The organism is Luteimonas notoginsengisoli (assembly GCF_042648885.1).
GTDB lineage: Bacteria > Pseudomonadota > Gammaproteobacteria > Xanthomonadales > Xanthomonadaceae > Luteimonas > Luteimonas notoginsengisoli.
This window is the reverse complement of record NZ_JBHRYF010000002.1, coordinates 291,818-307,625: the sequence shown is the minus strand read 5'-3', so window position 1 is coordinate 307,625 and position 15,808 is coordinate 291,818. Positions and strand designations below refer to the sequence as shown.

Annotated in this window: 13 protein-coding genes and 4 tRNA genes; 3 read left to right on the top strand and 14 right to left on the bottom strand. The window is 68.9% G+C overall.

What is annotated here, in order from left to right; all coding sequences use genetic code 11:
* The 6 genes from ACFOM9_RS07045 to ACFOM9_RS07020 form a co-directional block, all read right to left on the bottom strand.
* A partial coding sequence (locus ACFOM9_RS07045; RefSeq protein ID WP_386708127.1) for an elongation factor Tu occupies positions 1 to 741 on the bottom strand: 741 nt, incomplete at its 3' end.
* A gap of 90 nt (positions 742 to 831) precedes the next feature.
* Positions 832 to 907 (bottom strand) — tRNA-Thr (locus ACFOM9_RS07040).
* A gap of 47 nt (positions 908 to 954) precedes the next feature.
* Positions 955 to 1,028, bottom strand: a tRNA-Gly gene (locus ACFOM9_RS07035).
* 16 nt (positions 1,029 to 1,044) lie between these two features.
* Positions 1,045 to 1,130 (bottom strand) — tRNA-Tyr (locus tag ACFOM9_RS07030).
* Between the two features lie 144 nt (positions 1,131 to 1,274).
* A complete protein-coding gene (locus tag ACFOM9_RS07025; protein WP_386708124.1) occupies positions 1,275 to 2,312 on the bottom strand; it encodes an isoaspartyl peptidase/L-asparaginase family protein in 1,038 nt (345 codons plus the stop codon).
* 34 nt (positions 2,313 to 2,346) lie between these two features.
* Positions 2,347 to 3,441: a cyanophycinase gene (locus ACFOM9_RS07020; protein WP_386708121.1), complete on the bottom strand. Its 1,095-nt coding sequence runs from the start codon at positions 3,439 to 3,441 to the stop codon at positions 2,347 to 2,349.
* A 128-nt stretch (positions 3,442 to 3,569) separates the two neighbouring features.
* Here ACFOM9_RS07020 and ACFOM9_RS07015 point away from each other — a divergent pair, with 128 nt between their 5' ends.
* The 3 genes from ACFOM9_RS07015 (at position 3,570) to ACFOM9_RS07005 (ending at position 8,475) form a co-directional block, all read left to right on the top strand.
* Complete coding sequence (locus ACFOM9_RS07015; protein ID WP_386708118.1) at positions 3,570 to 4,154, top strand: RNA polymerase sigma factor; 585 nt, start codon at positions 3,570 to 3,572, stop codon at positions 4,152 to 4,154.
* Complete coding sequence (locus ACFOM9_RS07010) at positions 4,132 to 5,262, top strand: FecR family protein (protein WP_386708115.1); 1,131 nt, start codon at positions 4,132 to 4,134, stop codon at positions 5,260 to 5,262. Before ACFOM9_RS07015 ends, ACFOM9_RS07010 begins: the two co-directional genes overlap by 23 nt.
* Positions 5,263 to 5,391: 129 nt before the next feature.
* On the top strand, positions 5,392 to 8,475 hold the full coding sequence (locus ACFOM9_RS07005; RefSeq protein WP_386708112.1) for a TonB-dependent receptor domain-containing protein: 3,084 nt from the start codon (positions 5,392 to 5,394) through the stop codon (positions 8,473 to 8,475).
* A 224-nt stretch (positions 8,476 to 8,699) separates the two neighbouring features.
* Here the strand turns inward: ACFOM9_RS07005 and ychF are convergent, their stop codons facing one another.
* The 8 genes from ychF to ACFOM9_RS06965 form a co-directional block, all read right to left on the bottom strand.
* Entirely contained in the window at positions 8,700 to 9,791 is a 1,092-nt protein-coding gene (gene ychF / locus ACFOM9_RS07000) for a redox-regulated ATPase YchF (protein WP_386708108.1), read from the bottom strand.
* 74 nt (positions 9,792 to 9,865) lie between these two features.
* Positions 9,866 to 10,447: an aminoacyl-tRNA hydrolase gene (pth, locus tag ACFOM9_RS06995; RefSeq protein WP_386708105.1), complete on the bottom strand. Its 582-nt coding sequence runs from the start codon at positions 10,445 to 10,447 to the stop codon at positions 9,866 to 9,868.
* A gap of 44 nt (positions 10,448 to 10,491) precedes the next feature.
* The gene (locus tag ACFOM9_RS06990) at positions 10,492 to 11,160 is read right to left on the bottom strand and encodes a 50S ribosomal protein L25/general stress protein Ctc (RefSeq protein ID WP_386708102.1); all 669 of its coding nucleotides are present in this window, start codon (positions 11,158 to 11,160) and stop codon (positions 10,492 to 10,494) included.
* A gap of 153 nt (positions 11,161 to 11,313) precedes the next feature.
* Positions 11,314 to 12,279: a ribose-phosphate diphosphokinase gene (locus ACFOM9_RS06985; protein WP_386708099.1), complete on the bottom strand. Its 966-nt coding sequence runs from the start codon at positions 12,277 to 12,279 to the stop codon at positions 11,314 to 11,316.
* 128 nt (positions 12,280 to 12,407) lie between these two features.
* Positions 12,408 to 12,484, bottom strand: a tRNA-Gln gene (locus tag ACFOM9_RS06980).
* Positions 12,485 to 12,490: 6 nt separating this feature from the next.
* The gene (ispE, locus tag ACFOM9_RS06975) at positions 12,491 to 13,420 is read right to left on the bottom strand and encodes a 4-(cytidine 5'-diphospho)-2-C-methyl-D-erythritol kinase (protein WP_386708096.1); all 930 of its coding nucleotides are present in this window, start codon (positions 13,418 to 13,420) and stop codon (positions 12,491 to 12,493) included.
* Positions 13,399 to 14,079, bottom strand: coding sequence for a lipoprotein insertase outer membrane protein LolB (gene lolB / locus ACFOM9_RS06970; protein WP_386708094.1), 681 nt, complete (start codon positions 14,077 to 14,079; stop codon positions 13,399 to 13,401). Before lolB ends, ispE begins: the two co-directional genes overlap by 22 nt.
* On the bottom strand, positions 14,076 to 15,758 hold the full coding sequence (locus tag ACFOM9_RS06965; protein WP_386708092.1) for a tetratricopeptide repeat protein: 1,683 nt from the start codon (positions 15,756 to 15,758) through the stop codon (positions 14,076 to 14,078). Before ACFOM9_RS06965 ends, lolB begins: the two co-directional genes overlap by 4 nt.
* Between the last annotated feature and the right edge of the window lie 50 nt (positions 15,759 to 15,808).

Sequence of the window (15,808 nt, the reverse complement as noted above, 5' to 3'; positions counted from 1 at the left end):
GATCTCGATTTCGTCGCCCACCTTGATGATCCCGCGCTCGATGCGCCCGGTCACCACCGTGCCGCGGCCCGAGATCGAGAACACGTCCTCGACCGGCATCAGGAACGGCTTGTCGATGTCGCGCTCCGGCTCCGGGATCCAGCTGTCCAGCGCTTCCACCAGCTGCAGGATCGACGGCACGCCGATCTCCGACTGGTCGCCTTCCAGCGCCTTGAGCGCCGAACCCTTGATGATCGGCGTGTCGTCGCCCGGGAACTCGTACTTGGAGAGCAACTCGCGCACCTCCATCTCCACCAGCTCCATCAGCTCGGCGTCGTCCACCATGTCCGCCTTGTTCAGGTAGACCACGATGTACGGCACGCCGACCTGGCGCGCCAGCAGGATGTGCTCGCGCGTCTGCGGCATCGGGCCGTCGGCCGCCGAGCACACCAGGATCGCGCCGTCCATCTGCGCCGCACCGGTGATCATGTTCTTCACGTAGTCGGCGTGGCCCGGGCAGTCGACGTGCGCGTAGTGGCGCGTCGGGCTTTCGTATTCCACGTGCGAGGTCGAAATCGTGATCCCGCGCGCCTTCTCTTCCGGCGCCTTGTCGATCGCGTCGTACGCCTTGAACTCGCCGCCAAACCGTTCCGCGCCAATCTTCGTCAGCGCCGCCGTCAGCGTCGTCTTCCCGTGGTCCACGTGACCGATCGTGCCCACGTTCACGTGGGGCTTGGTGCGCTCGAACTTACCCTTGGCCATGATTTCAATCTCGCTGACGTAGATGTGTGTATTGCTGTTGTGGAAGTTCGGCCGGGGTTGGCCGGACTCTCGCGGAGGCTTCCGCGCATGTGGTGCTCACGAATGGAATCGAACCATCGACCTCCTCCTTACCAAGGAGGTGCTCTACCGACTGAGCTACGTGAGCGATGAAACTGTGTGCGTGTCGCAGGGATATCAATGGAAGAGCAGCAGTGGAGCGGGAGACGGGAATCGAACCCGCACCATCAGCTTGGAAGGCTGAGGTTCTACCGTTGAACTACTCCCGCGACATGCGGAACCGGGTGGTGGAGGGAGGTGGATTCGAACCACCGAAGGCGTAAGCCAGCAGATTTACAGTCTGCCCCCGTTGGCCGCTTGGGTATCCCTCCGGTCTTTTGTGCAAACCCATGAAACAGCCCGCGATTTTGACGTGGGCCGGATTTCATGTCAACGGTGGACATCATCTTTCTTTGCCGGGCCGAGCGTTCCGGCGGTTCCCGGGGCGGCTTCGGCCGAGATCGGTCGCCGGTTTCTCAGGGCGCGACGGCGCCTTCGCCCGGAAGCGCCAGTGATTCGTCCGAATACAGCGCCACGTGGGGCACGCCGTCGGCGCCGATCCAGCCGCGCGCCATGCCTTCGGTGTTGAACGGCATCCCGACCTGGCCGTTGGCCGCCAGCACGATGGCGCCGCCGTCGCCGCCCATGGCCGGGATCTCCTGGTTGATCACCGCCGCGCCCGCCTGGGCCGGGGTTTCCTTCAGGTAGGCCATGCGCGCGCAGATCTCATGCGCCGCGGAGACACGGATGTAGAACTCGCCCCAGCCGGTCCCGGACACGGCGCACTGCGCATTGGCGTAGGTGCCGGCACCGATGATCGGGGAATCGCCGATGCGGCCGTAGCGCTTGTCGGTCATCCCGCCGGTCGACGTGCCGGCCGCCAGGCTGCCCTTCGCATCCAGCGCCAGTGCGCCGACGGTGCCGAAATGCCTGGCAACCTCCGGTTCGGCATGGGCCTGGCCTGCGGCGTCTTCCTTCAGCGCGCGCTGGAGCTGCTGCCAGCGCCGCTCGGTGCGGAAGTAGGACGGATCGACCAGTTCGACGCCCCGCTCCTTGGCGAACTTCTCCGCGCCGTCGCCGGCCATCATCACGTGCGGCGAGTGCTGCATGACCTCGCGGGCCAGCAGGATCGGGTTCCTGACGTGGTGCACGCCGGCAACTGCGCCGGCCATGCGGGTGGCGCCATCCATCAGCGAGGCGTCCAGCTCGTTGCGGCCGTCGTGGGTGAACACCGCTCCCTTGCCGGCGTTGAACAGCGGGTTGTCCTCGAGCACGGTGATCGCGGCGGTGACCGCGTCCAGCGCCGGCTTGCCCGCGGCGAGCTGCTCGTGGCCCTTGCGCAGCGCCTCGGTGATCGCGGCGCGCATCCCGGCCTCGTCGGCCTCGCTGGTGCCGTTGCGCTCAAGCCCGGCGCCGCCGTGGATCACCAGCATGGTGGCGGGGCTTTCGGCGGCGAACGCCGGAACGGCGGCCAGCAGCAGGAGGGCGGCACACAGCGGACGCAACGCATTCATGTGGGAATCCCGGAGCGGAAGAAGTCGAACGATTCTAGCGAGTGGCCGCGCGCGCGGCCGGAGTGGCTTCGCGCAGCACCAGCTTGCCCTGGCTTGCGGTGGCGATCTTTTCGAACGCGGGTGCCTGGACCTCCAGACCCGGCAGCCGCAGGCGGCTGCCCGCGCCGATGCCGATGACCCGCACCGCATCCAACTCCAGCGGCTGGCCGGGCTCGACCCGCCCCGGCGGCTGCGTCGGCTGCACCAGCCAGGCGAAGCCGTCCTGCACGCCGGGATACAGCCTGGAGATCCCGTCGCCATCGATGCACAGCGCCGCACTTTCGTCGATCCCGAGCCCGGCGACATCGGCAACGCCCTCGCTGCGCAGTCTGGCGACGAAGGCTACCAGGCGACCCAGGCGGTCGCGCTTGGCGAAATGGCTGTCGGTGATGACGTCCCGCAGCAACGGCAAGTGCAGGAAATCGCCGACCAGGGTCATGCCCGGGCCGAGCGGGTCGCGCAGCGCCACCTCGGAGGTGATGCTGCCGCCGTCCATCGCGCCGTAGCTCCAGGCGCCGAGGATCGCCAGGCCCGCACTGGTGCCGCCCAGCGGCTTGCCGTCTTGCACGTGGCGGTCGAGGACGTCGTTGAGCGGCGTGCCCTTCCAGTAGCGCACGTAATTGGCCTGGTCGCCGCCGGCGATGAAGATGCCGTCCGCCGCCTCGAGGGTCGCGAGCACCGCCGGGTCGCTGGCGGCCTTGCGGTCGCTGAAGACGAAGGTCTGCGCCGAAGCGACACCGCCGATCTCGCTGTAGAACTCGTCCTGCGCCTCGGCCGCGCCGGACGCGCGCAGGACCACGATATGGCCATGGCCGGCACGCTCGATCATCCAGCGCACGGCCTCGTGCGGCCATTCGCCGCCGCCGACCAGCATCAACCCCGGCTCCACGGGGTCCGGCGTGGCCATGGCCAGGTCACCGATCGTGTAGTAGCGGTAGCCATCGCCCTCGGCGACCGGTGCCGGTACCGGCGGCCCGGCCGTCGCCGCAGCCACGACCCCCGGCAGCAGGCACGCGGCCAGGACCACGCCGGCAAGCAGCCGCGACGGCGCGCGGCTCAGGGAAGCGGACAACTTCGCGAACAGGTGCATGCAGTCGATCCGTGTGGCAATGGCGGTCGTCAAGAAAGAGAAGACGAGCGGCCAGGGCCTTTCCCTACCCGGGGGCAAGGGCTCGCAGGCCACTGCCGCATCGCTGCGAATGACGATAACGTGACGCGATGGACGATTCCCTGGACGACTGGTTCGCACGCGAGATCCTCGTCCACGAGGGCGCGCTGGTGTCGTTCCTGCTTCGGGCCTGGCCCGATCGCGCCGAGATCCACGACCTGCGCCAGGAAGCCTACGTGCGGGTCTACGAGGCGGCCGGCAAGTGTCGCCCGACCACGCCGCGCGCCTTCCTGTTCACCACCGCCCGCCACCTGATCACGGACCGACTGCGTCGCGGGCGGGTGGTTTCGATCGAACCGGTGGGTGATCTGGACGCCTTGAACGTCTTGATAGACGAGGTGTCCCCGGAACGGCGGCTGGACGCGCACCAGACCCTGCACAGGCTGGCCGCGGCGTTCGACCGGCTGCCCCCGCGCTGCCGCGAGGTGATGTGGCTGCGCCGGGTCGAGGAATTGCCGCAGAAGGAGGTCGCCGCCCGGCTCGGCATCAGCGAGAAGACGGTGGAGAAACAGGTCGCCAAGGGAGTCCGGCTGATGGCCGGCTACTTCTATGGCAATGGAGAGGATCGTCGGGCCACGCGGCCCGCCGCGGAGGTCGGCGATGGAGCAGGACATGGACAGCAGCATCCGGATTGAACGCGCGGCCGCCGCATGGCTGGCCCGGCGCGACGCCGGCGGCTGGGCCGCGCGCGACCAGGACGAACTGGACGACTGGCTGGCCGCCTCCACCGCGCACCGCGTGGCATGGCTGCGCTTGCGGGCGGCCTGGCATGAAAGCGGCCGTCTCAAGGCGCTCGGCGCCGGCCTGCCCGCGGGCCAGGTGCCCGCGGCCGGGCGATGGGCGGCGCCCTCGTCGGCGGGCGGTCCGCCGGATCGTTCCACATGCGCGACGACGCGGTGGCTCGATCCTGGTGCGCCAGCAGGCGCGGTCCGACGGCAACCGGTCGATGCGGCGGCGCTGGTATTCGCGCCGAGGCGACTGAAGCCTCAATCCCGCCCGCGGCGTCTGCCTCGCCTCGCCGCCGTCGCCGCGATGGCGGCCGTCGGCATCTCGCTGCTGTTCGGCTGGGGCCTGCATTCGCCCGCCGTGCAGCCGGTGGCCTACGGCACCGCGGTCGGCGCCCTGGAGACGGCCGCGCTGGCGGACGGCTCCGAGGCCACGCTGAGCAGCGACAGCCGCATCGTCGTCGCGCTCTCGCGGCGCGAGCGCCACATCGACCTGCAGCGCGGCGAGGCGTTCTTCCACGCCGCCAAGGATGCGAAGCGGCCGTTCATCGTCGCCGCGGCCGGCCACCAGGCGATCGCGGTCGGGACCCGCTTCGCGGTGCGCCGCGACACCGACGGCATGCGGGTCGTGGTGACCGAAGGTCTGGTGCGGCTGGAATCCGAACCCGGCGCCGACGGCCGGCGCCAGCCCAGCCTGCTGCTGCCGGCCGGCAGCGTGGCGCTGGCCGGACCGCACGGCGTCGTGGTGCAGTCGGGCACCGTCGAACAGGCCAGGCAGGCGCTGAGCTGGCGCGAGGGCTTCCTCGCCTTCCACGACACGTCGCTGGCCGCCGCGGCCGCCGAGTTCAACCGCTACAACGCCCGCAAGATCGTCATCGGTGCGCCGTCGGTCGGCGCGCTGCGGGTCGGCGGCAGTTTCCGCTGGTCCAACGCCGAGGCCTTCGTCCGACTGCTGGAACAGGGATTCCCGGTGCGCGCCGAATACGGCGACAAGGCCATCGTGCTGCACGACCGCTAGGCCATGCCGGGCGCCTGCGGGCGCTGCGGCGGGGCAGGTGGGATTTGAGTCGTTCGTTCGTCACGTAAGGGGAGTAGCGGGCATCGCCCGCATCATCCGGGGAGGGGTCCTTTGTCCAGTCGAGTCCGCATGCTTCCGATCGCCGCAGCCTGCCTGCTTGCGATGTCCGCCTACGCGCAAGCCGAACCTGCGCGTCCCATCAACATTCCCGCCAGCGACCTGGTCACCGCGCTGGACAGCCTGGCCAGGCAGTCGGGCGCGCAGCTGATCTATCGCGCCGACCAGCTGCGCGGCGCGCGCACCCGCGGGGTGCAGGGCAACCTGCCGGCCGACGCGGCGCTGGACCGGCTGCTGCAGGACACCGGATACGTGCCCAGGCGCGATGCGTCGGGCGCGGTGGTGATCGTCAAGGGCGAACAGCACGCGCAGGCGGCACCGCGCCCGGCCTCGTCCCGCCCTGCCACGCCCCCGCCGCCCGAAGCAGCACCGGCGCCGGTACCGGAAACGACCGAGCTGCAGACGATCCAGGTCACCGGCTCGCGCATCCCGCGCGCCCAGATCGAAGGGCCGGCGCCGATCACCCAGATCACGGCCGAAGAGATCCAGGCCGCCGGCCTGACCTCCGTCCCGGACTTGCTGCGCTCGCTGAGCCAGAACAGCGGCAGCGTTTACGGCCAGCAGAACACCACCAACGCGCAGTCCACGCCCGGCTCCCAGGCCGTCGACCTGCGCGGCCTTGGCCCCAACCACACCCTGGTGCTGATCAACGGCCGCCGCATCGCCGACTTCCCGCTGCCACTGAACAGCCGCAGCAACTTCACCGACATCGGCAACATCCCGCTGGGGATGATCGACCGCGTCGAAGTGCTGACGGGCAGCGCATCGGCCGTCTACGGCTCCGACGCCATGGCCGGCGTGATCAACTTCATCCTCAAGAAGTCCACCGACGGCACCATCATCGATTACCGCTACGGCGACACCGAGCGCGGCGGCGGTGAATCCCACCGGCTGACGCTCACCAGCGGCTTCGAACGCGACGCCTTCAGCGGCATCGTCGGGGTGGAGCTGCTGGACAAGCAGCCGCTGTGGGGCACCGACCGCAGCGTGCAGGACTCGACGCTCGACGCGCCGACATCGCGCCGCCGGCTGCCCCGCATGATCGCCCAGCTCTACGACTGGGACGACGATGTCAACATCGCGCCCGCCGACGGATGCGCGGCGCTGGCGGGCCTGAACGAAGGCACCACGGTGTTGGCCGACGACCGCTTCGGCGAACCGTACTGCGGCAGCGAGCGCGCCATCGCGTATCGCACGATCCAGAACGAGCGCAAGGGCGCCAACGTCTACGGTTCGCTCGAATACCGTTTCTCCGATGCCTTGTCCTGGTTCGCGGACGTGCAGTTCGGACGGCAGAAGGTCAAGCTGCTCACCGGCACCAACGGCAACGACGTAACCAGCGACCACATGGCCTGGGAGTTCCACGACCCCGCCTCGACCGACAACAACGACAAGATCTTCTACAACGCCAACACCGGCCATTACGAGATCTGGTCGCGCCAGTTCGCGCCGGAGGAAGTGGGCGGGCTGGAAAACCGGATGAACAGCACCGAGCAGAAGACGCTGGCGGTGACGACCGGCTTCAATGGTGCATTCGGCGAGAACTGGGACTGGGAAGCGTCCTACAACCACTCCGAGTACAAGGCGGTGGTGAAGATGCCGCGCATCAAGGCCGACGTCGCCAACCGATTCTTCCTGGGCGAACGGCTGGGTTACGACGACGATGGCTACGCGATCTACCGGCCCGACCCGACACGCCTGTTCACGCCGCTGACGCCCGCCGAATTCGCCAGCTTCGGCGTGATGTCGACCTGGCATCCGGTGGCCAAGAACAACAACGTCAGCTTCACCGCCAACACGCCCGTCCTGTTCTCGATGCCGGCCGGCGACGTCGGCTTCGCCGGCGCGATCGAGTACGGCGAGCAGTCCTATCGCATCAACCCCGATCCGCTCGCGCTCACGGCCGACGCCTATTACGGCCCACGCTATGGCGACGGCAGCGGCAGCCGCGACCGCTGGAGCGCGGCGGGTGAACTGCGCCTGCCGCTGTTGTCCTCGCTGCAGGCCAGCGTGGCCGGCCGCTACGACCGCTACAGCTACGGCAACCAGGCGCCGGGCAAGTTCACCTACAGCGCCGGCCTGGAATGGCGTCCGGTCGACACGCTGCTGGTGCGCGGCTCATACGGCACCGGGTTCCGCGCTCCCGACATGCACTACCTGTTCGCGGGTGCGGATTACTACCGCACGCTGTCGACGGACTATTACCAGTGCCGCACCGACGAGCCGGATTTCAGCGACGGCGACTGCTATGACGACGGCACCTGGGACGCGAACACGTTCGACGTTTACGCCGGCAACATGCAGCTGGACGTGGAAACCAGCAAGTCGTTCACCGCGGGCTTCGTCTGGTCGCCGACCGCCGATTTCGACCTGGCGGTGGACTACTACAAGATCAGCATTTCCAACCAGGTCCAGGCGCAAAGCCGGGAACGGCTGCGGGTCGACGAGGCCAACTGCCGGCTCGGCGTCACCAACGATGGCACGCCGGTCGACATCACGTCGCCGACCTGCGTGGACGCGCTGGCCCGCGTCATCCGCGAGGATCCGACCGACCCCCTGAGCACCATCACCAGCGTCCACTTCGCCCCGATCAACATCGCCAACGAGGAAACCTCGGGCATCGACGTGACCGCCAACTACCGGTTGCGGACGGCCAGCGCCGGCAACTTCGACTTCAACGCGAACTACAACTGGGCCCACGAGCACACCCGCCGGCAATATCCGGGCGACCCGACCGAGGACATGCTGGACGTCAGCTTCAGCTCCACCACCCTGCCCCGCAGCAAGGGCAACGTCGGCGTGAGCTGGGACAACGGCGCCTGGGGCACCAGCCTGTTCGGCACCTACCTTGGGCGAGTGGCCAACTACGACAACGACGCGTGGACGCCGGCCACCTGGCGCTTCAACGCAGGCGCGCGCTACGACATCACCGACCACCTGCGCGTGTCGCTGTCGATCAACAACCTGCTCGACAAGATGCCGCCGAACGATCCCACTTGGGCCAACTATCCGTACTACGACACTTCGTGGTTCGACAGCATGGGCCGCAGCTACTACGTGCAGATCACCTGGAAGCTGGGCGGCGAGCCTCTGTAAGCGACCGATTGCTTCGCGGCATCGGCAGGGCCCGCCACCGGCGGGCCCTGTTGTTTCCGGGGATGCCGGCACTCGGCAAAGCCTGCGGCCGGGCACGACGGCCCCGCTTTCCATCCAGCATCCTGCAGCTGCGCGCGCGCTGGCTTGCCCACTGGATTCCTAGGCCGCGTCACGACAAGGCCCCGCAATGCGGGGCCCCGTGATGCCGACCGTGTATCGGGAAGTCAGACGTTGAAGCGGAAATGCAGCACGTCGCCTTCCTGCACGCGGTATTCCTTGCCTTCCAGGCGCAGGCGCCCGGCGTCGCGCGCGCCGGCTTCGCCGCGGTACTTGATGAAGTCGTCGTAGCCGATGGTCTCGGCGCGGATGAAGCCCTTCTCGAAGTCGGTGTGGATGACGCCGGCGGCCTGCGGCGCGGTCGAGCCGCCCTTGACCGTCCACGCCCGCACTTCCTTCACGCCCGCGGTGAAATAGGTCTGCAGCCCTAGCAGCTTGTAGGCCGCGCGGATCACGCGGTTCAGGCCCGGCTCCTCGAGACCGATGCTGGCCAGGAACTCGTCGCGATCGGCGTCGTCGAGCTGCGAGAACTCTTCCTCGATCGCCGCCGACACCGGCACCACTTCGGCGCCCTCGCCCGCCGCGCGCGCGCGCACTGCGTCCAGGTGCGGGTTGTCGTCGAAGCCGTCCTCGAGCACGTTGGCGACGTACATCACCGGCTTGAGCGTCAGCAGGAACAGGTCGCGCAGCTGGGCGTGGTCCTCGTCGGACAGCGCCAGCGCACGCGCCGGAGTGCCGGCATCGAGCGCGGCGCGCACACGCGCCAGCACTTCCACCCGCGCCTTCGCGTCCTTGTCGCCCGTCTTGGCCGAGCGTTCGGCGCGCTGCAGCGCCTTGTCGACCGAATCGAGGTCGGCGAGCGCCAGCTCGGTGTCGATCGTCTCGATGTCGGCGATCGGGTCGACCTTGTTGTTGACGTGGATGACGTCGTCGTTCTCGAAGCAGCGCACCACGTGGGTGATCGCGTCGACCTCGCGGATGTGGGCGAGGAACTTGTTGCCCAGGCCCTCGCCGCTGGCCGCGCCGGCGACCAGACCGGCGATGTCGACGAACTCGACCGCGGTCGGCAGCACCTTCTGCGGCTTGACGATCTCGGCCAGCGCATTGAGGCGCGGATCGGGCACGGGCACGACGCCGACGTTCGGCTCGATGGTGCAGAACGGGAAGTTGGCCGCGGCGATGCCCGCCTTGGTCAGCGCGTTGAAGAGGGTCGACTTGCCGACGTTCGGCAGGCCGACGATGCCGCATTTGATGCCCATGTGGATCCGGGGTCTGGAATTCGGGATTCGGGATTCGGAAAGCAGGCGCTTTCCAAATCCCGAATCCCCAATCCCTAATCCCTGCTCGTATGCAGCCGCTTCATCGCCTCATTGAAATCGCCCCGCACCGCCAGTGGCAGCACGTCGAGCGCATCGTCGATCGCCCTTGCGATTTCGATGTCGTCACCGGCGCTCGCGCGCCCCAGCACCCACGGGGTGACCTTGTCCTTGTGGCCGGGATGGCCGATGCCGATGCGCAGGCGATGGAACTTGCCGTGCCCGAGCAGGCGCATCGTGTCGCGCAGGCCGTTCTGGCCGCCGTGGCCACCGTCAAACTTCAGCCGCGCCACGCCGGGCGGCAGGTCGAGTTCGTCGTGCGCCAGCAGCGTTTGCTCCGGCTCGATCTTCCAGAACCGCATCGCCGCCAGCACCGACTTGCCGCTGAGGTTCATGAAGGTCGCCGGCTTGAGCAACCAGACGCTGCGGCCGTCGACGTCGACCTTGGCCGTCTCGCCGAACAGCTTGGCATCCACCTTGAAGCGTTCGCCCGCCTTGTCCGCGAGCACGTCGACAAAACGGAACCCGGCGTTGTGCCGGGTCCGTGCATGTTCGGGGCCGGGATTGCCCAGCCCGACGATGAGTCGCAAGCCTTCCATTCCAATCGCCCGCTGCACCGTGGCGGGTGCAGCGGGCGCTGCGACTACTTCTCTTCGCCTTCCGACGCGTCCTTGCTCTCGGCCTTCGGCGCCTCGGCGGCGGCTTCGTCGCCCTCGGCGGTTTCTTCGGCCTCGACGCGGCCATGGCGGGCCACGACCACGGCCACGTCATGGTCGGAACCCAGCTTGAGCTGCGGGATCTCGACGCCCTTGGGCAGCACCAGGTTCGACAGGTGGATCGTGTCGCCGAGCGCGAGGGTCGACAGGTCGACCTCGATGTTCAACGGCAGGTCGCCCGGCAGGCAGGCGATCGCGACTTCGGTCAGCTCGTGCATGATCACGACGTCGGCGGCCTTGCCGGCCGGCGAGGTGTCGCCGTTGACGAAGTGCAGCGGCACCGACATGCGGATCGCCTCGTTCTGGTTCACGCGCTGGAAGTCCAGGTGCATGATGATCTGCTTGTACGGATGGCGCTGCATGTCACGCAGCAGCACCTTCTCGACCTTGCCCTCGACGTCCAGGTCGATGATCGAGGAATAGAACCATTCCTTCTGGCTGGCGACCCAGGTCTTTTCCTGCTCGAGCTGGATGCTCTGCGGCTCGGCGCTGCCGCCGTAGATGATGGCCGGAATGCGGCCCGCACGACGCAGGCGGCGGCTCGCACCCTTCCCCTCGTCCTTGCGGCCGGTTGCCGTGAGTTTCTGATCGGACATTTCGTTTACTCGCTTTGCTTGTTGTTGACCGCCTCGCGGCGGTTGTGAAGCTCACCCGCGACCAGGCGAGCTGTCGTTCCCGGGATCGGGAATCGGGACTGGAGGCTCGATGCTTCGAATCCCCAATCCCCAATCACGCATCCCGGCCCTGAATCAATCCACGTACAGCGAACTCACCGACTCGCCGAACGCGATCCGGCGGATCGTTTCGGCCAGCAACTCGGCGACGCTGAGCTGGCGGATCCGGGGGCATTGCCTGGCCGCTTCCGACAGCGGGATCGTGTCGGTGACCACCAGTTCGTCGAGCTGCGACCGGGTGACGTTGTCGATCGCCGCGCCCGACAGCACCGGATGGGTGCAGTACGCGACCACCTTGGTCGCGCCCTGCGCCTTGAGCGCCGCCGCCGCCGCGCACAGGGTGCCTGCGGTGTCGACGATGTCGTCGACCAGCACGCAGGTCTTGCCGGCGACGTCGCCGATGATGTTCATCACCGTGGCCACGTTGGCCTTCGGGCGGCGCTTGTCGATGATCGCGAGGTCCGCGTCGTCCAGGCGCTTGGCGATGGCCCGGGCGCGCACCACGCCGCCGACGTCCGGCGAGACCACGATCAGGTTGTCGGTGCCGTGCGCGCGCCAGATGTCGGCCAGCAGCAGCGGCGAGGCGTAGACGTTGTCGACCGGGATGTCGAAGAAGCCCTGGATCTGGTCGGCGTGCAGGTCCACGGTCAGCATCTGGTCGGCGCCGGCCGCGGTGAACATCTTCGCCGCGACCTTGGCCGTGATCGGCACCCGGGACGAGCGCATGCGCCGGTCCTGGCGGGCGTAGCCGAAGTACGGCACCACCGCGGTGACGCTGCTGGCCGATGCGCGCTTGAGCGCGTCGATCAGGACCAGCAACTCCATGAAGTGCTCGGCCGTGGGCGCGCAGGTGGACTGCAGCACGAACACGTCCTGCCGGCGCACGTTCTCCTCGATCTCGACCTGGACCTCGCCGTCGGAGAACGTCGACACCAGCGCCTTGCCCTGGCGCACGCCCAGTTCGCGGCAAACCGCCTGGGCCAGCGGCCGGTTGGCGTTGCCGGAAAAGATCAGCAGGTCGCCGTCCTCGTTGTTCTTCATGGTGCTGACTCCGCTGCGCTCTGACCGTTGCGGTGGGGGGGAACCGTGATTGGCTCGCGACTGGTGATCCGGAAAAGCGGCGCGATCGCTGCTTCTGCAAATCCCCGATCGCGGATCGATCATGGCGGTGGCAGGGGCGGCAGGATTCGAACCTGCGAATGCCAGGATCAAAACCTGGTGCCTTGGGCCTCTTGGCGACGCCCCTGCAGTCTCAATATGGAATTTGCGTCGTCCCGCCTGCCTGCCGCTCTTGCCATGCCCGAAGCGCGTCGAGCAGCGGCGATTGCGCCGCGCCCCGCGCCATCCAGGCCTTGAGGCCCGCGGGCAATCGCGCCAGCGCCGCTTCGGCGGATTCCCGGTCGGGAAATTCGACGAAGCAACCGCTGCCCGTTCCGGTCAGCCGCGGCGATCCCACCCGTGCGAGCGCGGCGAACGCCGCTTCGACGGCGGGTTCGCGGCTGCGCAGCACGGGCTCGAAGGCGTTGCCGAGCGAAGCGCCTGAAACAAAGTCGGATATTGTCGCGGGCGGGGCATTTCGCGTCAATTCGGGTGCCTGGAAGAGTTCAGCGGTGGCGACGTGGACGCCGGGATCGGCGAGCACGTACCAGGCCGGCGGCAGGTCCAGCGGCGTCAGCCGTTCGCCGACCTCTTCGGCCCAGGCGTTGCGCCCGCGCACGAACACCGGCACGTCGGCGCCCAGCTGCAGGCCCAGCGCGGCCAGTCGTTCCAGCCCGAACTCCAGTCCCCACAGGCAGTCGAGAGCCTGCAGCACCGTGGCGGCGTCGGACGAGCCGCCGCCGAATCCACCACCGACCGGAATGCGCTTTTCGACGGCGATGTCGACACCCATCGCGATATTGGCCGCATTTTTCAGGATTTTCGCCGCGCGCACCACGAGGTCGTCTTCGGCTTCCACGTGCGGCGCCGAAGCGCCATGCCGTGCCACCACGCCGTCGGCCCGGCGCCGAAGCCGGATCGTGTCGCCCCAGTCCAGCAGCCGGAAGACGGTCTGCAGTCGGTGATAACCGTCGGGACGGCGGCCGACGATGCGCAGGCACAGGTTGAGCTTGGCCGGGGCCGGCCACGACGACCAGCCCGCTTCCGCCCCCCCTGCCGGCGTCACGGCGCTTCCGGCGCCCACGACCAGGTATCGATCGCCAGCCGCACCCGGGCGTCGCCTCGGGCGGCGTTGATTCGATCGGGCAACTGCAGCCGCTGGCCGCCCTCCGGCCCACCTGCGCCGGGATGCGCCTCGCGCCAGCCGAGATAGTCGACGATCCAGCCATCCTGTTCGATCCGCGCCAGCGTGCCGTCGGCGGTGAACTCGAGGCGGGCTGGGCCAAACGCCTGCACGTCCGCGCGCGCGCCCGCGGCCCAAGCCGCCAGCGCGCCCACCGGAACCTCCAGCCCGGTGGCTTCGCGCAGCAGGCGCACCACGTCGGTGTCGCTGCGCGGCCCGCCCGCGATGCCCTCGATCCGCGCCGAAGCGGCGTCGCCGGTGAGCCGCCAGCTCTGCCGGCTGACCGGCGCGCTCAAGGTCACGTTGTAGCGATCGGCCGACTGCCGCCACTCGATCCGGCCACTGCCGCCGTTGCGGCCGTTGGACAGCGCCACGCGGCCGTCGAACGCCAGCGTCGGCAACGCGTGCAATACCCGTTCGCGCGCCTGCTGGGCGGCGATGGCGGTTTTTTCGGCGGCGGTCGACAGTTCGCCGATCGCCACGCCCTTTCCGTGCGGGACGGTGACGCAACCTGCCAGCAGCAGGCAGGCGGCCGCGCAGGCGATACCGAGCCTGCTCATGCGCCGGTCTTTTCCAGCGCGCGCTTGAGCGAGCGGTTGTCGGGATCGAGCTTGCGCGCTTCCTCGAAATACCGACGCGCCTCGTCCTTGTGGCCGGTCACCCACAGCACTTCGCCCAGATGGGCGCCGATCTCCGCGTCCTTCTGCAGCGCGAAGGCGCGCCGCAGCTCGGCCAACGCCTCGTCGTTGCGGCCGAGCCGATACAGCACCCAGCCGTGGCTGTCGATGATCGCCGGGTTGTCGGGGTCGGCAACGCGGGCGCGGTCGATCAGCTGCAGCGCTTCTTCGTAACGCGTCGTGCGGTCGGCAAGCGTGTAGCCCAGCGCATTGAGCGTGGGGACGTTGTCGGGGTCGGCCACCAGGATCCGGCGCAGGTCCGCCTCGGCGCGGGCGATGTCGTCCCGGCGTTCCCACATCAGGCCGCGTGCGTACAGCAGTTCGGGCTCGTCGGGATAGGCGGCCAGTCCGCGCGCATAGGCGTCGAGCTCGCCACTGGCATCGCCGTCGTCCAGGCGCAGCTCGGCTTCCAGCAGGTAGCCGTCGCGGCGCGCATCGTCGTCGAGCGAGGCATCGGCCTGCAGTTCGCGCAGCGCGGCCCAGCTTTCCTGGTCCCGGTCCAGGTCGTGCAGCACCTTGGCGATGCGTAGCCGCGCCTGCGCTCGCGGCGGCCCGCCGGCGACGCTGCGGTACCACTCCAGCGCTTCGGCGTGGAGGTCGAGGAACTCTGCCGTCTGCCCGAGCAGCAGCCGGCGCGCGGGGTCGGGACTGGCGGCGCCCTGCTTCAACTCCTCGTAAAGCTCGCGCAGCGCCGGCTTGTCGTCGGCTTTGGCCAGCAGCGAGGCGCGCAGGCCGTAGAGCTGATCGTCCTGCGGTCCCTGCGCGAGGACGGCGGCGGCGGCCGCGCTGTCGCCCAGGGCGTCGTATTCCGAGGCGATCGACAGCCGCAGGTCGGGTGTCATCGGTTCGGTTTTCGCCAGCGTCGCCAGTACCGCGCGGGCCTGGTCCGGCTGGTCGGACTCGCGCAGCTGGCTGGCCCGCAGCAGGGCCACCCGCGGTTCGTCCGGGAAATGCTCGATCACGGCCGCGACGATGCGTTCGGCCAGGGCGGCGTCGCCCAGCCGCTGCGCCAGGCCGCCCATCACCAGCCAGGTCTGCAGGTCATCGGGAACCGCGTCGGCATCGACCAGTTCACCCAGCACCTGCGCGGTGGCCTTCGGATCCTTGCCGCCGCTGCCCATGGCCGCGACCGCGTAGCGCCAGCCCCGGGGGTCCGGGTCGCGCAGCAGCGATTCCAGCTGCCGGCGCGCGGCACCCAGCTTGTTGTCGCGCAGCGACAGAGTGGCCTCGGCCGCCCCCATGGCCAGCGAATGCGGGGCGCGCTGGCGCCACAGCTTCAGCGCGCGGGCGCTGCGGGCGTTGTCGTTGCCCAGCAGCGCGATGCGGGTGGCGCGCTCGGCCAGGCCGGCATCGCCCTCGACGCTGCGCGCGGCCTGCAGGTACCAGTCGGCCGCCTCGTCCAGGCGCCCGGCGTGCAGCGCGTACTCGCCGGCCATGGTGGCGGTCAGCGTGTCCGGCGTCATGGCCGGCGGCTCGGCGGCCTGCGCCGCCAGGGGCGCGAAACACGCGAACAGCAGCGTCGGGAGCAGGGTCGAAAGCGGGAAACGGAGGGTCACGGGCATCTGGCGCGGCCGGGCCGTAAAATGTCGGCCTCAAGTCCAACGAGCTTATC

Bases quoted from the DNA above. Each gene is read 5' to 3' on its own strand.
- ACFOM9_RS07025 (WP_386708124.1), bottom strand. From the start codon at position 2,312: ATGAATGCGTTGCGTCCGCTGTGTGCCGCCCTCCTGCTGCTGGCCGCC.
- ACFOM9_RS07020 (WP_386708121.1), bottom strand. From the start codon at position 3,441: ATGCACCTGTTCGCGAAGTTGTCCGCTTCCCTGAGCCGCGCGCCGTCG.
- ACFOM9_RS07015 (WP_386708118.1), top strand. From the start codon at position 3,570: ATGGACGATTCCCTGGACGACTGGTTCGCACGCGAGATCCTCGTCCAC.
- ACFOM9_RS07010 (WP_386708115.1), top strand. From the start codon at position 4,132: ATGGACAGCAGCATCCGGATTGAACGCGCGGCCGCCGCATGGCTGGCC.
- ACFOM9_RS07005 (WP_386708112.1), top strand. From the start codon at position 5,392: ATGCTTCCGATCGCCGCAGCCTGCCTGCTTGCGATGTCCGCCTACGCG.
- ychF (WP_386708108.1), bottom strand. From the start codon at position 9,791: ATGGGCATCAAATGCGGCATCGTCGGCCTGCCGAACGTCGGCAAGTCG.
- pth (WP_386708105.1), bottom strand. From the start codon at position 10,447: ATGGAAGGCTTGCGACTCATCGTCGGGCTGGGCAATCCCGGCCCCGAA.
- ACFOM9_RS06990 (WP_386708102.1), bottom strand. From the start codon at position 11,160: ATGTCCGATCAGAAACTCACGGCAACCGGCCGCAAGGACGAGGGGAAG.
- ACFOM9_RS06985 (WP_386708099.1), bottom strand. From the start codon at position 12,279: ATGAAGAACAACGAGGACGGCGACCTGCTGATCTTTTCCGGCAACGCC.
- lolB (WP_386708094.1), bottom strand. From the start codon at position 14,079: ATGAGCAGGCTCGGTATCGCCTGCGCGGCCGCCTGCCTGCTGCTGGCA.
- ACFOM9_RS06965 (WP_386708092.1), bottom strand. From the start codon at position 15,758: ATGCCCGTGACCCTCCGTTTCCCGCTTTCGACCCTGCTCCCGACGCTG.